Genomic DNA, 21109 nt, shown 5'->3' with positions numbered 1-21109 from the left:
CGATCCGTCCGGAAGCGAGGCACCCCGCCGTCAGCCCGGCTCCATCCCCTCCGAACAGGACCGTATCTCCATGACTGACAGCAGCAACTGGTACATCGAACACTTCGAACGCACTGGCTCGGCCATCGGCTACCGCATCACCGGCAAGCTGGACGAAGTGCAGTCGCCGTTCCAGAAGATCGAAATCTTCCAGACCACCGACTGGGGCAACCTGATGACCATCGACGGGGCCATCATGCTGACCAGCAAGGACAACTTCTTCTACCACGAGATGATCAGCCACCCGGTGCTGTTCACCCACGCCGCGCCCAAGCGCGTGGTCATCATCGGTGGCGGCGACTGCGGCACCCTGCGCGAAGTGCTCAAGCACAAGGGCGTGGAGAGCGTGACCCAGTGCGATATCGACGAGCAGGTCACCGTGATGGCGCGCAAGCACTTCCCGGAACTGTGCGATTCCAACGATGACGCCCGCGCCGAACTGCTGTTCGACGACGGCGTGGCCTACATGGCCAACTGCCCGGCCGGCAGCGTGGACGTGGTGATCGTCGATTCGACCGACCCGGTCGGCCCGGGTGAAGGCCTGTTCAACAAGGCCTTCTACGAAAGCTGCTTCAAGGCCCTGAAGGACGACGGCATCCTGGTGCAGCAGTCCGAATCGCCGCTGATGCAGCTGGACCTGATCAACGAGATGCGCACCGAAATGGGCAAGGCCGGCTTCGGCTCGTTCAAGACCCTGCCGTTCCCGCAGCCGTGCTACCCCACCGGCTGGTGGAGCGTGACCATGGCGCGCAAGGGCGACAGCAGCTTCGACTTCCGCCAGGCAGATTCGGCCGCCAAGACCTTCAACACCCTGTACTACACCGCCGCGCTGCACACCGGCGTGCTGGTGACCCCGCCGTTCGTGCAGGCTGCACTGAAGTAAGGCGTACCCAACAAAAAAACCGCGCTGGCGACAGCGCGGGTTCTTTGCTTTCTGTAGAGCCGAGCCCATGCTCGGCTGCATTTCGCGCAGAAGCAGCCGAGCATGGGCTCGGCTCTACAACATCCCCCGCGCGCGACCCGGCGGCGGTTCGATCAGATCGCCCAGATACCGGCAATCACCGCCGCCACCAGGCCCCACTTGATGATCTGGTAGGCCACCACGCTGCGCTCGCGCAGGGCCTTGGCCTTCAGGCGCACCTTGTACACGCCACCGAAAGCCTTGTTGACGCCACCGGTCGGGTCACCCGGCAGGTTCGGCGAAGCACCGCCGGCCAGCAGCGTGGCCGCCACCGCGCGGTTGAACAGGCCCGGCAGGCCGAAGCGCAGCGGGCGGGCGATATCGCAGAACAGGATCACGCGGTCCTGGTCGGTCTCGTTGTGCGCATGGTGGATGTAGGTCTCGTCGAACATCATCCATTCGCCATCGCGCCAGCTCTTCTTGACCCCGTCCACCACGATGTAGCAGCCATCGTCGTTGGGCGTGCTCAGGCCCAGGTGCAGGCGCAGCGAACCGGCGAAGGGATCGCGGTGCGGGCGCAGCTCGCTGCCCGGCGGCAGCTGCGCGAACATCGCCGCGCGCACGTCGGGAATCGATTCGATCAGTGCCACGGTCTTCGGGCACATGGCCTTGGCCGACGGGTGCGACGGGCCATACCACTTCAGGTAGAAGCGCTTCCAGCCACGGCGGAAGAACGAATTGAAGCCGGCATCGTTGTAGCTGCTTGAGGCGGCGATCTTCTGCGCATCGCGCAGTGCCAGCGCCTCATCGCGGATCACCTGCCAGTTCTGCCGCAGCGGCTCCAGCTGCGGAAGCTCCTTGCCCGGGTCCAGGAACGGCGTGGTCGGCACCTTGGAAAACAGGTACATGATCACGTTGATCGGGGCCATGAAGCTGGAGTGGTCCAGCAACTGGCGCGACCAGCGCGCACGGACCTTGCCGCGGAAATGGATGTACAGCACGCAGGCCACGAACAGCGCTGCCAGGACAATCTTGATGATCAAAGCACTTTCCTCCAGCGGGCGCCGGACAGGGAAACGAACGATGCGGCCGCGCGGCCTGCACCAGGTGGGGACGCGGCAGGGGACGGTGACGTGCCGGGTGGGGGCGGCCGCCGATGTCGCGGGTTAACAGCTTATGGTCGGCAGCCGACGCGCCTGGGTCAAGCGGCCTGTGCGCCCTGTTCAGCATCACCTGGCTGAACAACCGGCCTACACTGGCGCAATGCCTGCCGCCGATCCTGCACCCTACCCCGCGCTCAGCGCCCGTTACGCGGAATTCTTCCCGGGGCAGCCCGCCGCCACGCCACGCAGCGAGGCCTTCGGCTGGGCGGGCGGCGCGCTGCGCCTGGACCGTCACGGCCCGGTGGATGCCCCCGTGACCGTGGTGCTGGTGCATGGCGCCGGCGGATATGGCCGCATGTTCGCACCGCTGGCGGCCGGCCTGGCCGCCGCCGGGCATGAAGTGCTGGCCCCGGATCTGCCCGGCTATGGTCTGAGCGCCGCCCCTTGGCAATCCATCGATTACGGCGCCTGGAAGCAGGCCCTGCTGGCCCTCATCGAGGCCGAACACGCGCGCCGGCCGCGCCCTATCGTGCTGCTCGGGGCCAGCATCGGCGGCTACCTGGCCTATCTGGTGGCGGCCGAATCGCCGTGGGTGCAGGGTCTGGCGGCCACCACCCTGGCTGACCCGCGTGACCCGGTGGTGCAGACCGCGCTGGTACGCCAGCCGTGGATGCGCGCCCTGCTGCCTATGCTGCGCCCCTTCAGCCGCCTCACCCGCGGCCTGCGCGTGCCGGTGCGCTGGTTCACCCACATGCAGCGCATGTCACGCGACCCGGCCCTGACCGCGCTGGTCTGCGCCGACCCGCTGGGCGGCGGCAACCGCGTGCCGCTGGGGCTGCTGGCCTCCCTGTTCGACACCACCCCGGCAGTGGAACCCGGACAGTTCCGGCGCTGCCCGGTACTGATGCTGCACCCGGCCTGCGACGACTGGACCCCGGTGGCGATCAGCGACCGCTTCTTCCAGCGCCTGGCCGCGCCCAGGCAGCGGGTGCTGTTGGACGAATGCGGCCACTTCCCCATCGAACAGCCCGGGCTGGACCAGCTGCGTGACGCACTGCTGCCGTTCGTGCAGCGCATTGCAGCGCAGGCCGCTGGCAAGCCATTGATTGAAAAGGCGCAACGGGACAAGTGAGACAGAATTGTCCGATCAGGCGCGACGAACTGTTCCAGCCACGGCCCCGACATTTCTCCGACAAATCGTGGAATAGCGAACTTGGCGGTACTAAAATTCACTTAACGAAAGTTTAGCTACCTCCCCCCAGTCGTACCGGTTCGCTTGACGCTGCAGCGCCACCCACCGGGTCGTCGTCCGAGACCCCGCCATGACTTCCTCTGTTTCCCCCTCCCCGTCCTGCGGCGATGACGCCGTGGCTCCGCTGCTGCTCAAGCGCGGCGAACGCTTCCTGGCCCCCGATGTCTACCGCACCTGCCTGGACGGCCGTCCGGCGGTGGTGAAGGACTATTCCCGCTACCGCGGCACCCCGGTTTCGCTCATTGCGCGCCTGATGGTGCGCCGTGAAGCGCGCATCCTGCAGCGCCTGGGCGGCTGGAAGCATGCGCCGGCCCTGCTCGGCACTCTGGGCGGGCTGGCGCTGGGCATGGAATTCATCCCGGGGCAGACGCTCAGCACCGCGCAGGCCGTGGGCAATGAAGTGTTCGACCAGCTGCAGCACGCGCTCAGCCGCCTGCATGCCGCCGGCATCACCCACAACGACCTGCACGGCACCAACGTGGTGGTCAGCGCCGGCGTGCCGGTACTGCTGGATTTCACCTCGGCCTGGCGCGCCCCGCGCTGGCTGCGCCGCACCCCGCTCAGCCGGCAGATGCGCCGCAGCGACATGAAGAACCTGCTGAAGATCCGCCAGCGCGTGACCGGCCAGGCACCCAGCGCCGCACAGGCCGCACTGGTGGCCGACCCGGGCTGGGTGGCCGCCGTGCGCCAGGGCTGGAAGCGGTTCTACAAGTGGGCCAAGCAGCGCTGAGCGCTTTTGTAGAGTCGAGCCATGCTCGACTGCTCTGCCGCCATCACGCGAAATGCAGTCGAGCATGGCTCGACTCTACATAACGGCGAAATGGCAGCCGAGCGTGGGCTCGGCTCCACAGAAACGGCTTACAGCGCGTCCGCGTCCAGTTCGCCGGTACGGATCCGCACCACGCTGCCCAGGTCGTACACGAACACCTTGCCATCGCCGATCTTGCCGGTGCCGGCGGCCTTCACGATCGCCTCCACCACCAGTTCCACCTGGTCATCGGTCACGGCCACTTCCAGCTTCACCTTGGGCAGGAAGTCGACCACGTACTCAGCGCCACGGTACAGCTCGGTGTGGCCCTTCTGCCGGCCAAAGCCCTTCACCTCGGTCACCGTAATACCGGTAACCCCACGCTCGGCCAGCGCTTCGCGCACGTCGTCGAGCTTGAACGGCTTGATCACCGCCATGACCATCTTCATCGTCGATCTCCTGTATTCCGGCGTGGAGGATAGCGCCTGAACGCATCGGGCGCGAAACCAGCGGCGCCTGTGCGGGCAGGCGGGGCGGCAGTATCCTTATGCATGAACGGCCTGCCGGGCCACGGAGTCCCCCATGATCGACCTGAACCACCTTGATGACCTCGCCCGCCGCCTGAGCGACCTGGTCCCGCCGGGCCTGCGCGAATCGCGCGAGGAACTGCAGGCCACCTTCAAGACCGCGCTGCAGGCCGGACTGGCCAAGCTGGATCTGGTGACCCGCGAGGAATTTGAAGTGCAGCGTGCGGTGTTGTTGAAGACCCGCGAAAAGCTGGATGCGCTGGATGCGGCTGTGCGTGAGCTGGAGCAGGGGCGCTCGGGCGCGGAGTGAGTTTCCCGCGCTTGCGACCGCAGACAACAAGGCCCGCATCTGCGGGCCTTGTCATGTCACCCCTGGCACGCTCGGTTCAGTCGCACCTTCGGGTACAGCGGCAGCTCACTCTTCGAACCGGAACGACCGCACGTCCTCAAGGTCGAAGAAGACGCCGCCCTCGGGTTTCAACCGTACCCGCCCAGAGACCTCCACAACGGCAGCGGTGTTGCACAGCGCCGACGCGCCGCGCTTGAGGCAGAGTCGCTTCTGTTCGGCGTAGAACCGCGCGACCGGAGCAGACCCGCCATGCCTGCCAATATCGAGAATGCGCTCGCCCCCATTGCAATTCGGATTGTGCAGTGTCTCGAAATGGCGGTTGTCGGTCCGGTAGCCGGCGCTCAACACAACCTCTTTTCCATCGTAGTTGCCGGGGTTGTCCGCGATGGCGCACAGCAACGGGTCGTGCCGCTCTACAACGACTGCGGTCGCGGCCCGAGGCGCGCATGCGGACAACAGCACGACCAGCACGAAAGTTGCAAACGTTGATTTCATGATCATCGTCCTCCCTGGCCTCTTCCCTGGCGCGCGTCCCCGCGCGAGACGGAGTCCGCAACGCCCGTTGCCTGCGGTCCGCCCGGAGCATAGCGCCTGGACGCAGCCGGTGCGACGCCATCACCGCCTGCGGTGGAGACTGAGGCCGCGTAGACTGCAGGCCTCAGCGTCGCCTCCGTTCAACAACTGGCAGGGAGAGTGTGCATGGGGTTCCATACGATCACGCTGTTGATGCTGGGTACGTCCCTGTTGCTCTGCGGGTGTGCAGGCGCGGATGCACCTGCTTCGAATGACCGCCCCATCGCCACACAGGCGCCCACCGGCAAGCCGGTACCGGCATCGCCGCCCTCGGCAGAACCTGCCGAGGCCACCGTGACCCGCTCCCTCCCCAGCTCGTGGGACCAGCAGGTGAGGCTCATGCCCCGGGAGCACGCCGCGTATCTGGAAGGCATCAAGCAGCGCTATTTCGGCGCAGTGGCCTATGGCAACGAACAGGAGCGGCGTGAACTGGAGGAGGCCGGGTTCCCGACGATTGAAGAATGGATGCACGCGCGAACAATGAGCGACAGCCAATTGCAGCAGCAGGCAGCCATGGGCGACGGCAAAGCGATGGCGTTCTACATGGACAGAATGATCGAACGCGCTACGCCGTATCTGCACTTGCGCGGCACGGATGACACCGCCTATGACGCAAGCCCCGCAGCGTCCTACGTCCTCCAGGCGTATCAGTACGCGCCCCAGGTACGGGTTGCACACAGGAGCAGTTTTACCGGCTACCTGCTCGGTGCAACCTGCTCCACGCTGTCCTACCCGCCATCGCCGGAAGCCGCAGCGGCCGGCATCATGGCTGCCGGTGACGCAGGCGATCCCCGCGCGGGTGCCCTGCTGCTTGCCTATCAAGCGAAGCATCCGGGCATGAACCAGGACTCGATACAATCAGCCCTGCGCATCATGAAGATCGCCCGTTGATCGGCGGGAACGGACATCATCCAGCGCTTGCCGCTGCGCGGTCTGTGACCGCGCCCAAGGCCTGACCGCCCTGCACCGCACGGCGCGCACCCGGTCCCGACAGGAGTCACGATCATGCTGCGATACCTTCTCCTGCTGTTCGCGCTGGCCCTGCCCAGCGCCGCGATGGCCAACGACAGCCTGGACCCGGCGGCCCGCGAGCGTTGTCTGGCGTGGATGAAAACACGCGACTCGCGCGCGCCGGCCGAGGTCCGCACGGTCGCCCCGGACACGCTCTGTGCGGACTTCACCAGCGACCTCACAGCAGACAGTCGCGATGCGTTCCTGGCACAGATGGCGCGCATTCCCGCTGGCCTGACGCCGCAGGTGATCGTGCGCTCACTGGGCGGCGATGTGGACCTGGGCATGGACATGGGCGACGCCATCCTGGACCGCAAGGCCAGTGTCCACGCGTACCAGATGTGCGCGTCTTCCTGCGCCAATTACCTGTTCCTGGCCGCGCACACGCGCCATGTCATGCCTGCCAGCGTCGTGCTCTTCCACGGCGGCATGGTGCCCCGCCTGAAACGCGGGCGCAGTGTCACCGCAGAAGGGCGCAAGGCCATCCAGGCCAGCATCGAGCGGCAGGATGCGTTCCTGCGCCGCGCTGCCGTGTATCCGCGGCTGTTCGAGTGGATGGACCGTCTCAACCGGCCCAACTTCATGGTCATGCGGTACTGCCCTGCCGACCGCAGGATCACCCTGATCCAGCTCTCGGACAGGGTATTGGCCGGTATCGGCGCACCGGTGGCCAGCAACGAAGGGCCACGCGACCAGAAGGCGCTGGATGCGGCGCTATCGCACTTCGGACCGAACGTGGGCGGCGGGTGCTACTGGGATCATCCCGTGGCGCTCTGAAGCACGCGCGCGGTCAGCGGCAGTAGTAGGGCGTTGCGATGAAGTGCAGTTCCTTCTGCGATGCGGCGGCAATCGCTTCGGCATCGCCGAAGGTTGCATAGTTGATGACGCCACGCAGCGTGGTCTTCGGTGCAATGCGAAGCTCGCCGCAGCCACCGGGGCAGAACGCGCTGAAGAGGCTGCTGCTTGCGGGCAGCATCTGTGCATCGACCTGCAGGTAGGTGTCGTTCTGCGGGAAAGCAAAGCCCCCTTGGGGGCCCGGCCATTGCTCGACGGGAATGCACATCGCACGCACGTCCAACGAGGTCAACGACACCTCAACACGGCGCGCGTCTGCCCGGTCGGCAATCTCCAGGCGGAAGCTGTCCGCCGGTGGGCGTTTGCGGGTAGTGGCGCATGACGCCAACGCTGCCAGTATCGCCAGCATGCAGACGCAGGTCAGCGTGCTGCGAGCGGTCTTGAAGCACCAGATGCGTGGCACCGCCATGCGTACCTCCTTCCCGGTTGAACCGCTCATCCCTGCATGGGGCCGAAGCCCAGCCCGGCCGGCGCCATCATGCCATGGGTCGGGATACCCCTAGGCGGCGCGCCTGCATAACCCGATGGTCGTCCACAACCCACCTGCCGCACCATCAAGCGCCCCTCCGCAGGAATCCACACATGAGCCTGGCGCTGGTCCACAGCCGCGCCCGCGCCGGGGTCGACGCCCCGCTGGTGCGGGTGGAAGTACATCTGTCCGGCGGCCTGCCGGTCACCCAGATTGTCGGCCTGGCCGAAGCCAGCGTGCGCGAGTCACGCGAACGCGTGCGGGCCGCCCTGCTCTGCGCGCGCTTCGATTTCCCGCAGCGGCGCATCACCTTGAACCTGGCTCCGGCCGACCTGCCCAAGGAGGGCGGCCGCTACGATCTGGCCATTGCCCTGGGCATCCTGGCGGCCAGTGGCCAGGTCGATCCGCAATCGCTGCTGCAGTACGAATTCCTGGGCGAGCTGGGCCTGACCGGCGAACTGCGGCCGGTCTGCGGCGCGCTGCCGGCCGCGATTGCCGCCGCCGAGGCCGGGCGCATCCTGGTGGTGCCACCGGGCAATGCCGCCGAAGCCGCCCTGGCTGAACATGCCGATGTGCGGGTGGCCCGCACCCTGCTGGAATGCTGCGCCGGGTTGGGCAACCCGCGCCTGCTGCCACCGGTGGAGCGCGTGGCGACCACGCCCCTGCCCCTGCCCGATCTGGCTGACGTACGCGGGCAGGCGCATGCGCGCCGCGCCCTGGAAGTGGCGGCCGCCGGTGGCCATCATCTGCTGCTGATCGGCAGCCCTGGCTGCGGCAAGACCCTGCTGGCCTCGCGCCTGCCCAGCCTGCTGCCAGATACCGAAGAGTCCGAAGCGCTGCAGCTGGCAGCGATCGCATCGGTCAGCGGCGAAGGGCTGGACCCCCAGCGCTGGCGGCAGCGCCCGTTCCGCGCGCCGCACCACAGTGCGAGCGCGGCGGCGCTGGTGGGCGGCGGCAATCCGCCCTGCCCCGGCGAGATATCACTGGCCCACCACGGCGTACTGTTCCTGGATGAATTACCCGAATGGAACCGCAACGCGCTGGAGACCCTGCGCGAACCGCTGGAATCGGGCCACATCCGCATTGCCCGCGCCGCGCGCAGCGTGCAGTACCCGGCGCGCTTCCAGATGGTGGCGGCGATGAACCCCTGTCCGTGCGGCTGGGCGGGGGATCGAAGCAACCGCTGCCTGTGCACCGATGAACGCATCACCCGCTATCGCGCGCGGGTATCAGGGCCGCTACTGGACCGCATCGACCTGCATATCAGCGTGGCCCGCATGGATGCAGTGGAACTGCGCGAGAGTACGCCCCTGGGCGAACCCAGCGCCGTCGTGCGGGCGCGGGTGGAGGCCGCGCATGCACGGCAGCGCGCGCGGGGCGCACTCAATGCCCACCTGGCACCGGCGGCGCTGCGCTCGTGCACCCGGCTGTCGGAAGCGGATCAGGATCTGTTGGAGCAGGCCATCGAGCGCCTGCAGCTGTCGGCGCGGGCCATGCACCGCATCCTGCGGGTGGCGCGGACGATTGCCGATCTGGATGGCAGCGAGCGCATCCAGACCGCGCATCTGGCGGAAGCGATCGGGTACCGGCAGCTGGACCGGGGGAAAGCGAGTGGCTGAGGGCGCGGGAGAGCCAGATTATTGCCCGCTGCGCGATCAGCAGACTTCACGCTTGTCGATCCACTTGCGTGGTCATCACATCACGCACGAAGCTGGGTGCCACGCACGGGGTGACCAGGCAATCGAGCTGGGGCCGGCATGCGCGAATCGCAAGAACGTGTGATTGCCACCCTGCTGTGCGCGCGCTTCGATTCCCCGCAACGGCGCATCACCTTGAACCTGGCCCCGGCCGATATTCCCAAGGAGGCCAACTGGAATGCTGCGCTAGGTTGGGCAGTCCGCGCCTGCTGCCGCCGGTGGAGCGCGTGGCTGCCACGCCCCGCCCCTGTCGATCTGGCCGACGTACCCGGGAAGGCGCATGCGCGCCGCGCCCTGGAAGTGGCGGCCTTGGTCGTGGCGGCCGCCGGCGGCCAACATCTGCTGCTGATCGGCAATCTTGGCAGTGGCAAGACCCTGCTGGCCTCGCGCCTGCCCAGCCAGCTGCCTGATACCGAAGAGTCCGAAGCGCTGCAGCTGGCTGCGATCGCATTGGTCAGCGGTGAAGGGCGGCCCCCTACGCTGGCGGCAGCGGCCGTTCCGTGCGCTGCACCATAGTGCGAACACGGCATCGCTGGTGCGCGATGGCAGTCTCAGGTCGTCAGTTTTTCTGTCAACAGAGCTATCGAAAAGGCTGAAGGAACCGGGGACGAACTAGAACCGTCGGCCCAATCGCCCCAGGATGGTCACCCGACGCATTGGAACATCTTGCAAGGGACATTCAAGCAAAGCGCCCTCGAAACGAATGCACGCGCGGACAGCTCCGAAATTCAGCCTTCGATCCGAAGGCAGCCGGTTAATTATCTCTCCCCGACGGAACCTCTGCCCCCATCACCACGTCAGGCTCAGAGGGAAGTGGTCCGCCATCAGCCTCGCTGAAGCAGCTCTGCTGGTTGCACCATGCTTGCGCCCGATCTAATCTCCCGCCTGTAGTGGCCAGGGCAGGCCCGCATAGCCCTTGGCCATCGTGGTGTACTCTCACCAGCACGTTCTATCCACAGGGGGATAGCCAATGTTTCGATTCTCGATTATCGCGCTATTGGTTACGATCGCCATAGGGACAAGCGGCTGTACTCCAGCAAAATTCAAAAGATCATTTGTATCGGTTAGAGGAGACACTACTCAAACCCTCGGCTCCGTTTTCATCTGGTCCAATGACGTCTCTGCAGCAGTGGCCTATCCGCGCGGCACGGATCGCGCACCGATATGCATGCAGCGAGCGATGACCGCTGGAGCGACTTCCGTAGGGGCCACCGCTAGCCTTTCGGATACCGCCCTTAAGCTAGCGAACCCGGCCACACCCGCTAGTGGAAGTGAATTGGCAGCGGCTTCCCTAGCCGTAAGCAACGCGGTCATGGCACTTAGCGTCTCTACCGAAAGAACGGCCTACTTGGACACTGGCATGTTCTATCTCTGCCAGCTACACGCGAACGGAGCATTAAGCCAAACCCAGTTTGAGGCCGTACTCAAAGATCTCATTAGCAAGAGCGCGACGATGCCAACATCCGCCACTACCGTTGGTCAAGTTATCTCCGAGCAACGGCTAATGCACAAGAAAGATTGAAGCGTCGGGGCACAGACTTGTTGCTTGTGCGGTTCAAAGCCCCACTGATTTATCAGTTTCCCCGATGGTCGGAACTCGACGAAATTTCATTTGAGTAGTTTACGCTCTCAACAACCATGGAGACTTGCAATGGAACAGCTTGGCGACTGGTCGAAGCACGACAACAAGAAGTACATCGGAAAGATCGATCGCATCTTTGTCTCGATGACAGAGGACTATGAAGTCGAGTACTTCATTGATCACTTCCTGGAAACTCACGGATACGAAAGAAGCAACAAGAATCGAGACATCATTGCTGCCGCACTTGAGGATTTCAACGGTAGAGCCCCATTCAAGCGGGACGATCTAACCCGATTCCTTGAAGCCAAGTTCAAGAAGTAACCAACTTGGGGCCTACCCTATCAATCGGGCGGGCCATTTCAGCGCCATGGAGGGCCGTCACTTAGACGGCTCTTCTGCCAATGCAGGCATGGTTGCGACTGAATCATCGCAGCGTCGACTAAGCGTTCTGAAGTTGGTCGCGGGCGTTGTTCTCAGGAGACTCCACAATCTCTGTTCAAAGGGAGCAGAGGAACCATCACTCCCTCTCCGCCCTAACATTTTCGCTAGGCTGCCGATGCGGAGGGAGACGAACCACCAATTAGATACGAGGAATTCTACCCCCGATATCGCGGACGGTTGTAAAGGAGCTACAACCATCTGGCCCCGCTCAGCGACGCATTGATTGCAAGCCCGAGCGCATTGGGGCCTCCTGAGTTGTGCAGCCCCGCGAGGGCCTGTCCAGGCAAGCTGTGCCCTCGAGCCAGTCCGGAGAATCGACAAGGACCAGGCATGCACCCTTGAAGGCGTACGGACCTGCCAGGTCATTCACCTCCAAACCGAGCTCGCCTAGACTGACCTTCGTTGGTTCCGCCAGCAGCAGCCAGCCAGTTCATCCGGGTTGGATTCGCGATCCTGTGCAGTTCCAGTCATCGCGCCCGCCTTCCACGACCGGCGCCAAGCACGGTAGCTCGTCGAATCTCAAAGACAAATTCGGGAGCATTGGCGTACTTCAGCGCGTGATCCCATAGAGGATTGGTCCGGTCCTGAAGATTGCTCGCCAGCGCCTTGATCTCCTCCGGTGCATCGTCACGAAAGAACCCGGTACTGCCGCGATTACGGTCATAGCTCACTCCCCTGACCTCGAATTCCACTGCGACAACCCCGGCAGCCTGCTGCTCCTGGATATCCGTATGTGCGGCCTCCCATGTGAGAGCTCGGGTGATCGCGAGGTACCCGTGTTCGTCAAACCGACCATTGAACGTGAAATCTGATTTGGGAGGGTACTTTGGAAGGCGCTTTCGCTGATACAACCCACCCACCACGAACCGAAAGTGGAGGCTATCCGCAGACTGCTGGTAGCGGCAGAAGTCCACCGGATCAACCCAATGACCACGAGACTCGGGCAAGTGTCTTTTGACAAAGAGGACAGCGAGTGCTTCCTCAGAGCTTGCGTAATCCCGGTACTTGGCAAGCAGCTTTTCATCCATCGATCTGGTCATGCTTGGAGCTCCCTTCTCCTGTTACCAACGCACCTCAATAGCTTGGCAAGACAGACGCTGTTACCTGTGGCTGGTTTACATAAGAGGGATCTTAGGGCGACCAGACATCGCCCACAACTGGAAGACCTGGCCGGACAGTACGCACCGACTTCGCCACGGCGTGGCCTAGACCAACGCGGTTAGAAAAGTAGTCACTTTCCTGCTCCTGAAGAGGCCGCGTTGCTGTGCAGGGAGCCCCGGCAAACACCGGGGCTCCTCACACTTACTTTTCCTGCAGGAAAGCCAACAGATCCTGGTTGACCTTGTCCTTGTGCGTGTCGGTCAGGCCGTGCGGCGCACCCGGGTACACGATCAGCCGGGCCCCCTTGATCAGCTTGGCCGACTGGCGGCCGGAGATGTCGATCGGCACGATCTGGTCGTCGTCACCGTGGATGACCAGGGTCGGCACGTCGAACTTCTTCAGGTCGGCACGGAAATCGGTGGCCGAAAACGCGGCGATCGAATCGTAGGTGTTCTTGTGGCCGCCCTGCATGCCCTGCGCCCACCACGCATCGATCAGACCCTGCGACACCTTCGCGCCCGGGCGGTTGAAGCCGTAGAACGGGCCCGACGGAATGTCCTTGTACAGCTGCGCGCGGTTTTCCATCTGCGCCTTGCGGATGCCATCGAACACTTCGATCGGCAGGCCGTTGGGGTTGTCGGCGGTCTTCAGCATGAACGGCGGCACCGAGCTGATCAGCACGGCCTTCTTCACCCGGCCGGTGCCATGGCGGCCGATGTAGCGCGCCACTTCGCCGCCACCGGTGGAGAAGCCCACCAGGGTCACGTCATGCAGGTCCAGGGTGTTGATCACCGTGGCCAGGTCATCGGCGTAGTGATCCATGTCGTTGCCATCCCAGGGCTGGCTGGAACGACCGTGGCCGCGGCGGTCATGGGCGATCACCCGGTAGCCGTGGTTGGCCAGGAAGATCATCTGCGATTCCCAGCTGTCCGAGTTCAGCGGCCAGCCGTGGCTGAAGGTGACCACCGGGCCATCCTTCGGGCCCCAATCCTTGTAGTACAGCTGCACGCCATCGGCGGTGGTGATGGTGCTGGCGGTGCGCGCGATGCTGGTGATAGCGGCCGGCTTGGCCGGTTCGGCGGCCTGGGCGGACAGGCCGGCCTGGACCGACAGGGCCAGGGCGGCGGCCGCCAGGGTGCGGGTGACAGTGTTCATGGGGATGCGTTCCGGGTGGTTGGGGTGGACGTACTGTGCGCCGGCATCCCGGCGCATTGGTGATGTATGGTCCTCAATACTTGATATATCGTCTTGGACCGATGTGCGGATCAGGGCCGCACGCAGGCCGCCGCACGGCATCCGGTGGCGGCGATCCGCCCCCTCTCCAGCACCAGGATGCGGTTGGCCGCCCACAGCGCGCACGACATCCAGATGCAGCGGCATCCGGCGTGCAGCGCGGGCTTTTCCCAGAGCAGCTCGAAGTAGCCTTCGCCCACCCGGCCGCGGATGGTGCCCGCGTCTTCGTGGTGGACCGACCCGCTGCAGGTCAGCCCGCGTTGCTGGCCCCAGCGGTGCAGATCGGGAAGCGACCTGGAACGCAGTGCCTCGTCCACCAGGCACGTCAGGCCTGTGGATTTCATTGTTGCCAGGTACGCCATCGGAAGGTTCCGCGAAGGTCTCATGTGCGCAGGGCGCCCGTTGGGGCGCCCTGCGTTGCTGCGTGCTGCGTGCTGCGTGCCGCTTCAGGACAGCAGCGTTGTCAGATGTCCTGGTGGTGGTGTGCCAGCGGGGTCACCGGCGCATCGCCACCACCCACGAAGTGCCGCACCACCGGCGCGCGCTCACCGCGGTGAAGTGCACGCAACGCCTCCTGGATCTGCTTGTCGTCGGCCGTGATGCGCTCGTGCTGGCGCAGGTGCTCCAGCCAGGACGCGGCAACGAAGTACTCCAGGTGGATGCCCGGCGTGGCGACATCCTCGACCACGCCCCACACCACCGCACCATCGCGCCGGCGGATGATGCCCAGCTGGTGCATGTGCGTGTGGAAGGCCGCGCGGTCAGCGGCGTCAATGCGGTATTCGATGGTGACCAGCACCGGCCCGCGGTCGTGCGATACGGCCACCGACAGCTCTGGCGCCGGCCAATGCCCCGCCGGCCGCAGGTTCAGTTCTTCGGTACCGGCAATGCGCACGCGCCACACCAGCAGGCCGCCCACCACCGCGCCGATGGCAGCCACAATCAGCGCCAGTTCCGGCGATGTCCGCTGCGCCAGTGCACCCCAGCTCAAGCCACCGGCGGCCATGCCCAGCGAGAAGATCATGATGTACAGCGCCAGCGCGCGCGCGCGCACCCAAGCCGGCACCGAGGTCTGCGCGGCAATCTGCAGCGAGGACAGCACGGTGATCCAGGCAAAACCATTGATCATCATCACTGGCGGCAGCAGGTACCAGCTGCGCAGCAGGGCCAGGCCCACCAGGCTGCCCGCCAGCGCAAGCGTGGCCAGCAGCACCAGCAGGTCGCGGTCCAGCCTGGCCCGCAGCCTCGGCAGCAGCAGGGCGCCACCCACCGCGCCGATGCCGATGCAGCCCAGCAACATGCCGTACTGCCCTGCCCCGCCGTGCATCTGCCCGCGCACTACCACCGGCAACAGTGCGTTGGCGGCCGCGGCGAAGAAGAAGAAGCCAACCGACTTGATCAGCACTGCCTGCAGCTTGCCCGCCTTCGTGGCGTAGCGGATGCCCGCCTTCAGGCCGGCACCGAAACCTTCCGGCGGCAGGCTGGACGCGGTGGGGTCGCGCTTCCACATCCACACCACCGCCAGCATGGCGGCGAAGGTGATGGCGTTGAAGCCGAAGGCGTACATCGCGCCCAGCTGGGACACGATCACGCCACCGATGGCCGGGCCGATCGAACGGGCGATGTTGATGCCGATCGAGTTCAGCGCCACCGCCGAAGCCAGCATCGGCTGCGGCACCAGTTCGGACACGATCGCCGCCTGCGCCGGCATCGCCATGGCCGCACCACAGCCCATGCAGAAGGTCAGCAGCACCAGCAGTTCCGGCGTGAGCATCTGCAGGTGGGTCAGCACGGCCATCACCAGGGCCACCAGCAGCATCCAGGCCTGGGTGAAGATCAGGTACCTGCGGCGGTCCACGATGTCGGCCAGCGTGCCGGCGGCCAATGCCAGCAGCACGATCGGCACGGTGGTGGCCGACTGCACCAGGGCCACCATCAGCGGCGAGCCGGTGCGTTCGGCCATGACCCAGGCCGCGGCCACGTCATTGACCCAGGTGCCGATGTTGCTGGCCAGGATGGCCAGCCACAGCGATCGGAACATGCCGATCTTCAGCGGGGACCAGGCACCGGCCTGGGGGGAGTGTTGTGACGCGGTTGCGTTCACCATTGCCATGCTCCAACGATCGAGGCGAACATCGTGTCCTGGCCGCCGGCCTGCTTCAGCGCAGGGCCCGCATCCATCCAGGCCAGCTGCAGCTGCCATTGCCAGTGTTCGCTGGCCTGCCAGCGGGTTTCGGATTTGTATTGATTACCGATGCGGCGGGGGCCACCGGCCGTACCCGGCAGCGCCACCAGCGGCGCCGGCGTGGTGTAGACCGCATCGGCGCGGCGGTGCTTCCAGGCCAGCTGCACGCCCAGTTCGGTGGTCACCTTTTCATGCAGGCGCAGGGCCAGGGTGGGCTGGATGTCCATCAGGTTGGCCGGTGCCAGCAGGCTGGCCTCACTGAAGTAGGCCGACTTCGGGTACAACGCATTGAACGTGCCCAAGCGACCATCGTGCAGGTTGCCATCGCCGCTGGCGATGTCCGCCTTCAGGCCCAGCCGCGGCTGCAGCGGCTGGCCCTGCCACTGCCAACCCGTGTCCGTGGCGAGGGTCCAAGCGCGGATGTCCAGATCGGCAGCGGCGGTACGCAGTTCGCCACCCTGGGCCACCAGCTCGGTATTCCAGTCCAGGCGGCCAGCACGGCCGAACCAGCGCGCGCCCACGGTCTGGCGGCGTTCGATGCCACTTCCCGCAGCAAAGCGGCCTGCCTCCCGGCGGTAATCCAGCAGGTGCAGATCCCACTGGCCGGGGCCATGGCCGCGCGCGGTGGTGGCATAGGCACCCCACAGATGCGCGCCATGCTCGCCACGGTCATCAAAGGCACCCGGGCGGTTCTCCACCGCGCGCAGCGCCATCAGGTCCAGCTTGCCCAGGCGGCCGCTCCAGCCCATGCGTGCGCCGTCGAAGGCCAGGCGGATGTTCGGCCCATCACGCACCGACAGCAGCCGCGAGCTGCCATAGCCGGCTTCCTGCCGCCCCAGCTGCACGTGCAGGCCGTTGTTTTCCCAACGCCAGTAGGCCTGCTGGATATCAAGCGCGCCACGGTCGGTCTTACCCGGGCCGCCGGCCTTGCCCTCTTCGGCATGCGCGCCCAGCTGCAGCGTGGCCTGCCAGTGGTCCTGGCGGTAGCGCGCCGAAGCGAGCGTGCGCAGCAGGCCATAGCCATCCTCGCGCTCGCCAATGCCGAAACGGGTCGGGTCGTAATACATGCCGCGCAGGCGCAGCGAGGCATCCAGCTGCAACTGGCCATCACCCACGTCCTTACAGGCGCCGCCGTCACAGGCCAGGGCCAGCGACGGGGCGGCCAGCAGGGCCAGGGTCAGAACGCGAAGCATGAGCACCCCAGTGCGCCCCAGAACGAGGTCAGCTCATTGGTCGGGGCGGCGTGCAGCGCGGCGTGGCCGTGCGCGCCATGGGCACCGCAGGCGGCGCCATGGTGGTGGTGATGCGCCATGGCCAGGCCGGTGGCCTTGCCACCCACGTGGTAGCCACCAAACCTGTTCACCGGCGACCAGTCCGGCATCGCCGGCGGCAGCGGTGCGGCCAAGCCCTCGAAATCACCATCGGAATGCACGATCTTGCCGCCCACCACGGTCAGCAGGCTGGTGATGTCGGCAATCTGCGCATCATCAACGCGGAAGAAGTCCGCCGACAGGATGCTGAAGTCCGCCAATTGGCCAACCTTCAACGTGCCCTTGGTGTCTTCATCGCCAGAGAACCAGGCACTGCCCTGCGTCCACAGGCGCAGCGCCTGTTCGCGTTCCAGCAGGTTCTCTTCGCCATACAGCGCCAGGCCGCCCACAGTACGCCCGGTCACCAGCCACGACAGCGCCACCCATGGGTTGTAGCTGGCCACGCGCGTGGCATCGGTACCGGCGCCCACCGGCACGCCCTCGGACAGCATGCGCTTGACCGGCGGCGTATGCCGCGCAGCCTGCACGCCGTAGCGTTCAACGAAGGCTTCGCCCTGGTAGGCCATGCGGTGCTGCACGGCAATACCGCCGCCCAGCGCGCGGATGCGTTCGATGTTGCGCGGGGTGATGGTCTCGGCATGGTCGATGAACCAGCGCAGGCCATCGAACGGCACCTCGCGGTTCACCTGCTCATACACATCCAGTATGCGGGTGATGCTCTCGTCGTAGGTGGCATGGATGCGGAACGGCCAGCGCTTCTGCACCAGCAGCTTCACCACATCGTGCAGTTCCGGCTCCAGCTCCGGCGGCAGTTCCGGGCGCGGTTCGTTGAACAGCTCGAAGTCCGCAGCGGAAAACACCAGCATCTCGCCGGCGCCATTGTGGCGCAGCAGGTCATCGCCCTGGCGCGGCGTCAGCATGTCCGTCCAGCGCTCGAAGTCGGCCATTTCCTGGCCCTGCTTCTGGGTGAACAGGTTGTAGGCAATGCGCACCGTCAGCTGGTCATCGCGGTGCAGCTGCTCGATGACCTGGTAATCCTCGGGGTAGTTCTGGAAGCCACCACCGGCATCGATCACCGAGGTGATGCCCAGGCGGTTCAACTCGCGCATGAAGTGGCGGGTGGAATTGGCCTGGTACTCGATCGGCAGGCGCGGGCCCTTGGCCAGCGTCGCGTACAGGATCAGCGCATTGGGCTTGGCCAGCAACAGGCCGGTGGGGTTGCCCAGCGAATCGCGCACGATCTGCCCGCCCGGCGGGTCCTTCGTATCCTTGGTGTAGCCCGCCGCACGCAGGGCCGCGCGGTTCAGCAGTGCACGGTCGTACAGGTGCAGCAGGAACACCGGCGTGTCCGGCGCGATGTCATTGAGCTCCTGCAGGGTCGGCAGGCGCTTTTCCTGGAACTGGGTGGCCGTGAAGCCACCCACCACGCGCACCCACTGCGGTGCCGGGGTACGGTCCACCTGCGCCTTCAACATGGCCATGGCATCGGCCAGCGAACGCAGGCCGTCCCAGCGCAGTTCCAGGTTGTAGTTCAGGCCACCGCGGATCAAGTGGGTGTGGCTGTCGTTGAGCCCGGGAATGAGCCGGCGGCCCTGGCCATCCAGGATGGTCGCCTCGGCGGCCCAGCCCTTCATGACCTCCTCGTTGCTGCCCACCGCCACGATGCGGCCATCCTGCACGGCCAAGGCCTGCGCGTGCGGCATGGCCGGGTCCAGGGTGGTGATGCGCGCGTTGCGGATCACCAGCGTGCTCATGCGCTTGCTCTGCTCGGGCGAAAGCACCTTGGCGATGCTGCGGCCGACGAAGCCCATGGCCAGGGCAGCGCCTGCACCGACAATCACATTGCGGCGCGACGGAAGGATCGGTTCGTCACTCATCACTTGGCATCCAGGTGGGCGGCACGCAGGCCATCAATGGAGACGCGGCCGCCGCCCAGCAGCGCGATCGACAGCAGCGCGGCCAGCCACATCAGCGGGTATTCCACGCCCGTGCCCATCCAGAACCAGCCGTGCGGAATGGCGATCCACACCGTGGTGGCAATGAAGCCGGCGGCGATCACCGCGGAAACGCGGGTCCATGCACCCAGCAGCACCGTCAGCCCGAACAGGCTCTGCACCACGGCCAGCACCAGGGCCACGGCCGGGTAGGCCGGCAGGCCGAACTGCGCCAGCTCCTGCACGAAGCCGCCCAGGCCCGGGCCGCCGAACCAGCCAAACACCTTGCCCAGCCCGTGCGGCAGCAGGAAGCCGCCCGCACTGAGCCGCAGAAGGAGCACGGCAGCATCCTGTTGAAGGTTCACTTCTGCGGCCTTCTTCATCAGTGGCCGCCTTCCTGCGCACCGAACATGGTCTTGGCGTACTGGATGCCAATGCCGTAGCCGCCGGCGTGGTCGCGGGCGATGCCGGTGGTCAGGCCATAGGTTTCGCCGCGGGCCCAGTCGCGCTGCAGCTCCAGCAGGTACTGCACGCTGGTGATCGGCTTGGCGCCGGCCTGCACCATGCGGGTGATCGCGCGCTCGTGCGCCTCTTCGCTCACATCGCCGCAGGCATCGGTGATCACATACACCTCGAAGCCCTGCTCCAGCGCCGACAGGGTCGGGCCGACGATGCACACGCTGGTCCACAGCCCCGCCAACACCAGGCGCTGCTTCCCGATGCGGTTGATCTCATCGATCACCGGCTGGTCTTCCCAGGTGTTCATCGAGGTGCGATCGAACACGGCCTGGCCGGGGAAGATCTGCGGCAGTTCCGGGAACATCGGGCCGGAGAAGGACTTCTCAGCCACGGTGGTCAGCACCACCGGCACGTTGAAACCCTTGGCACCCTTGCTGATGAGCGACACGTTGTTACGCAGCGCCGAGATATCGATGGTGTGGGTGGCAAACGCCATCTGCGACTGGAAGTCGATCAGCACCAAGGCGTGGTCGGTGGGCGAAAGCAGGCCCTTGGCGGGCGTGGCGGTAGCGTGGGTCATGTCTGTGTCCTTGGGGGTTTCAGGTGCGTCGTGCGGTGTAAAGCGTGGGGGTGCAGCCCATTTCCTGGCGGAAACACCGCACGAAATGGCTCTGGTCGAAGAAGCCGAACTGCGCTGCGATATGCGCCATGGGCGTGTGGCCGTGCCGCAGTTCCAGGCTGGCCTGCTGCACGCGCGTGCGGCGGATATAGCGGCTGGGGGTGGTGCCGAACCCGGCCCGGAACAGGCGTGCCAGATGAAAGCGGCTGACGCAGGCAGCGGACGCCACGTCCTCTATCCGCACCGGCTTGTCCAGGTTGCGTGCGATGTAGCGCACGGCGCGGTCCAACGCCGCGCTCCGGCAGGATCCCGGTGCAGGGTGCACGTGGTCGGGCGGCAAGCGATGGGCCATCGGCAGCATGGTCCTTGGGGGGCAGCACAGCTTGACCGTGCCGCGCGCGCCCTCGTAGCCCTGTTGGTTGACCTGCAGGCCTACTCTTTAGGGTTACGTCCCACACCCACCAGATCGACCACGCGGCGCCCGAAAGAGCACGCATCCAGCGAATAGGCCCCCGGGCCCAGCAGCAGCAGGCCCAGCGGCAGCACCACCAGCGCGGTCAGCGGCCCGGTCCAGAGCATGATGGCCGTGGCCAGAAGCACGGCCGGCAGGGTCAGCCAGCCCGCCGCCACCAGAGCCGCAACCACCAGCGAACCTGCGGTGTGCCACGGGTCGCTGCCGATCGACAGGCACAGCGAGGCGGCAAGGCACAGCCGCATCCACAGCAGCCCGATGCCGGGGGCCCGGTCAGGGAACATCACG

22 protein-coding genes and 1 pseudogene are annotated in these 21109 nt (G+C 65.8%); 9 read left to right on the top strand and 14 right to left on the bottom strand.

Going from position 1 to position 21109, the window contains the following annotated elements:
- The first annotated feature begins 70 nt into the window (after positions 1–70).
- Positions 71–922: a polyamine aminopropyltransferase gene (speE, locus tag ACM2ZB_RS16880; protein WP_313437147.1), complete on the top strand. Its 852-nt coding sequence runs from the start codon at positions 71–73 to the stop codon at positions 920–922.
- Between the two features lie 152 nt (positions 923–1074).
- Here the strand turns inward: speE and ACM2ZB_RS16875 are convergent, their stop codons facing one another.
- Complete coding sequence (locus tag ACM2ZB_RS16875) at positions 1075–1980, bottom strand: aspartyl/asparaginyl beta-hydroxylase domain-containing protein (RefSeq protein ID WP_313437195.1); 906 nt, start codon at positions 1978–1980, stop codon at positions 1075–1077.
- Between the two features lie 223 nt (positions 1981–2203).
- Here ACM2ZB_RS16875 and ACM2ZB_RS16870 point away from each other — a divergent pair, with 223 nt between their 5' ends.
- Both ACM2ZB_RS16870 and ACM2ZB_RS16865 read left to right on the top strand, forming a co-directional pair.
- On the top strand, positions 2204–3175 hold the full coding sequence (locus ACM2ZB_RS16870) for an alpha/beta fold hydrolase (RefSeq protein WP_416056308.1): 972 nt from the start codon (positions 2204–2206) through the stop codon (positions 3173–3175).
- Positions 3176–3365: 190 nt separating this feature from the next.
- On the top strand, positions 3366–4025 hold the full coding sequence (locus ACM2ZB_RS16865; protein ID WP_313437142.1) for an RIO1 family regulatory kinase/ATPase: 660 nt from the start codon (positions 3366–3368) through the stop codon (positions 4023–4025).
- A 128-nt stretch (positions 4026–4153) separates the two neighbouring features.
- Here the strand turns inward: ACM2ZB_RS16865 and ACM2ZB_RS16860 are convergent, their stop codons facing one another.
- Positions 4154–4492 carry a P-II family nitrogen regulator gene (locus ACM2ZB_RS16860; RefSeq protein ID WP_079223976.1) on the bottom strand — a complete coding sequence of 113 codons (339 nt, stop codon included), beginning with the start codon at positions 4490–4492 and terminating at the stop codon, positions 4154–4156.
- 133 nt (positions 4493–4625) lie between these two features.
- Between ACM2ZB_RS16860 and ubiK the strand changes: the two genes are divergently transcribed.
- Positions 4626–4880, top strand: a complete 255-nt coding sequence (gene ubiK, locus ACM2ZB_RS16855) for a ubiquinone biosynthesis accessory factor UbiK (RefSeq protein WP_416056307.1) — start codon at positions 4626–4628, stop codon at positions 4878–4880.
- 105 nt (positions 4881–4985) lie between these two features.
- Here the strand turns inward: ubiK and ACM2ZB_RS16850 are convergent, their stop codons facing one another.
- Positions 4986–5414, bottom strand: a complete 429-nt coding sequence (locus tag ACM2ZB_RS16850) for a hypothetical protein (protein WP_416056306.1) — start codon at positions 5412–5414, stop codon at positions 4986–4988.
- Between the two features lie 204 nt (positions 5415–5618).
- Here ACM2ZB_RS16850 and ACM2ZB_RS16845 point away from each other — a divergent pair, with 204 nt between their 5' ends.
- Complete coding sequence (locus tag ACM2ZB_RS16845; protein ID WP_416056305.1) at positions 5619–6383, top strand: hypothetical protein; 765 nt, start codon at positions 5619–5621, stop codon at positions 6381–6383.
- Between the two features lie 114 nt (positions 6384–6497).
- Entirely contained in the window at positions 6498–7280 is a 783-nt protein-coding gene (locus tag ACM2ZB_RS16840) for a hypothetical protein (protein ID WP_416056304.1), read from the top strand.
- Between the two features lie 13 nt (positions 7281–7293).
- On the opposite strand, the gene ACM2ZB_RS16835 is transcribed toward ACM2ZB_RS16840, so the two are convergent.
- Positions 7294–7767 carry a hypothetical protein gene (locus tag ACM2ZB_RS16835; RefSeq protein ID WP_416056303.1) on the bottom strand — a complete coding sequence of 158 codons (474 nt, stop codon included), beginning with the start codon at positions 7765–7767 and terminating at the stop codon, positions 7294–7296.
- 173 nt (positions 7768–7940) lie between these two features.
- Here ACM2ZB_RS16835 and ACM2ZB_RS16830 point away from each other — a divergent pair, with 173 nt between their 5' ends.
- The 3 genes and pseudogenes from ACM2ZB_RS16830 (at position 7941) to ACM2ZB_RS16820 (ending at position 11427) form a co-directional block, all read left to right on the top strand.
- Positions 7941–9446, top strand: a complete 1506-nt coding sequence (locus ACM2ZB_RS16830; protein WP_416056302.1) for a YifB family Mg chelatase-like AAA ATPase — start codon at positions 7941–7943, stop codon at positions 9444–9446.
- A 132-nt stretch (positions 9447–9578) separates the two neighbouring features.
- Positions 9579–10074: pseudogene (locus tag ACM2ZB_RS16825) on the top strand (ATP-binding protein); the annotation flags it as partial.
- Positions 10075–11175: 1101 nt separating this feature from the next.
- On the top strand, positions 11176–11427 hold the full coding sequence (locus ACM2ZB_RS16820; RefSeq protein ID WP_416056301.1) for a hypothetical protein: 252 nt from the start codon (positions 11176–11178) through the stop codon (positions 11425–11427).
- 587 nt (positions 11428–12014) lie between these two features.
- Here the strand turns inward: ACM2ZB_RS16820 and ACM2ZB_RS16815 are convergent.
- The 10 genes from ACM2ZB_RS16815 to ACM2ZB_RS16770 form a co-directional block, all read right to left on the bottom strand.
- Positions 12015–12587: a hypothetical protein gene (locus ACM2ZB_RS16815; RefSeq protein ID WP_416056300.1), complete on the bottom strand. Its 573-nt coding sequence runs from the start codon at positions 12585–12587 to the stop codon at positions 12015–12017.
- Positions 12588–12849: 262 nt separating this feature from the next.
- Positions 12850–13803 (bottom strand): alpha/beta fold hydrolase, encoded by a 954-nt coding sequence (locus ACM2ZB_RS16810; protein WP_416056299.1) that lies wholly within the window; start codon positions 13801–13803, stop codon positions 12850–12852.
- Between the two features lie 110 nt (positions 13804–13913).
- The gene (locus ACM2ZB_RS16805) at positions 13914–14243 is read right to left on the bottom strand and encodes a hypothetical protein (protein ID WP_416056298.1); all 330 of its coding nucleotides are present in this window, start codon (positions 14241–14243) and stop codon (positions 13914–13916) included.
- Between the two features lie 101 nt (positions 14244–14344).
- A complete protein-coding gene (locus tag ACM2ZB_RS16800) occupies positions 14345–15988 on the bottom strand; it encodes an MFS transporter (RefSeq protein ID WP_416056297.1) in 1644 nt (547 codons plus the stop codon).
- Positions 15982–17265: an alginate export family protein gene (locus ACM2ZB_RS16795; RefSeq protein ID WP_416056296.1), complete on the bottom strand. Its 1284-nt coding sequence runs from the start codon at positions 17263–17265 to the stop codon at positions 15982–15984. The genes ACM2ZB_RS16800 and ACM2ZB_RS16795 overlap by 7 nt, the downstream gene beginning before the upstream one ends.
- Positions 17244–19091 (bottom strand): amidohydrolase, encoded by a 1848-nt coding sequence (locus ACM2ZB_RS16790; RefSeq protein WP_416058570.1) that lies wholly within the window; start codon positions 19089–19091, stop codon positions 17244–17246. Before ACM2ZB_RS16790 ends, ACM2ZB_RS16795 begins: the two co-directional genes overlap by 22 nt.
- A 122-nt stretch (positions 19092–19213) precedes the next feature.
- Positions 19214–19654 carry a DoxX family protein gene (locus ACM2ZB_RS16785; protein ID WP_416056295.1) on the bottom strand — a complete coding sequence of 147 codons (441 nt, stop codon included), beginning with the start codon at positions 19652–19654 and terminating at the stop codon, positions 19214–19216.
- Positions 19654–20310 (bottom strand): hydrolase, encoded by a 657-nt coding sequence (locus ACM2ZB_RS16780; RefSeq protein WP_313437107.1) that lies wholly within the window; start codon positions 20308–20310, stop codon positions 19654–19656. The genes ACM2ZB_RS16785 and ACM2ZB_RS16780 overlap by 1 nt, the downstream gene beginning before the upstream one ends.
- A 19-nt stretch (positions 20311–20329) precedes the next feature.
- A complete protein-coding gene (locus ACM2ZB_RS16775; RefSeq protein ID WP_313437104.1) occupies positions 20330–20638 on the bottom strand; it encodes an AraC family transcriptional regulator in 309 nt (102 codons plus the stop codon).
- A gap of 143 nt (positions 20639–20781) precedes the next feature.
- Positions 20782–21105 carry a hypothetical protein gene (locus tag ACM2ZB_RS16770; protein WP_313437101.1) on the bottom strand — a complete coding sequence of 108 codons (324 nt, stop codon included), beginning with the start codon at positions 21103–21105 and terminating at the stop codon, positions 20782–20784.
- Between the last annotated feature and the right edge of the window lie 4 nt (positions 21106–21109).

Origin of the sequence: Stenotrophomonas maltophilia (assembly GCF_047782825.1) — a bacterium.
Taxonomy (GTDB): Bacteria; Pseudomonadota; Gammaproteobacteria; order Xanthomonadales; family Xanthomonadaceae; genus Stenotrophomonas.
This window is presented reverse-complemented; position numbering and strand designations above follow the sequence as displayed.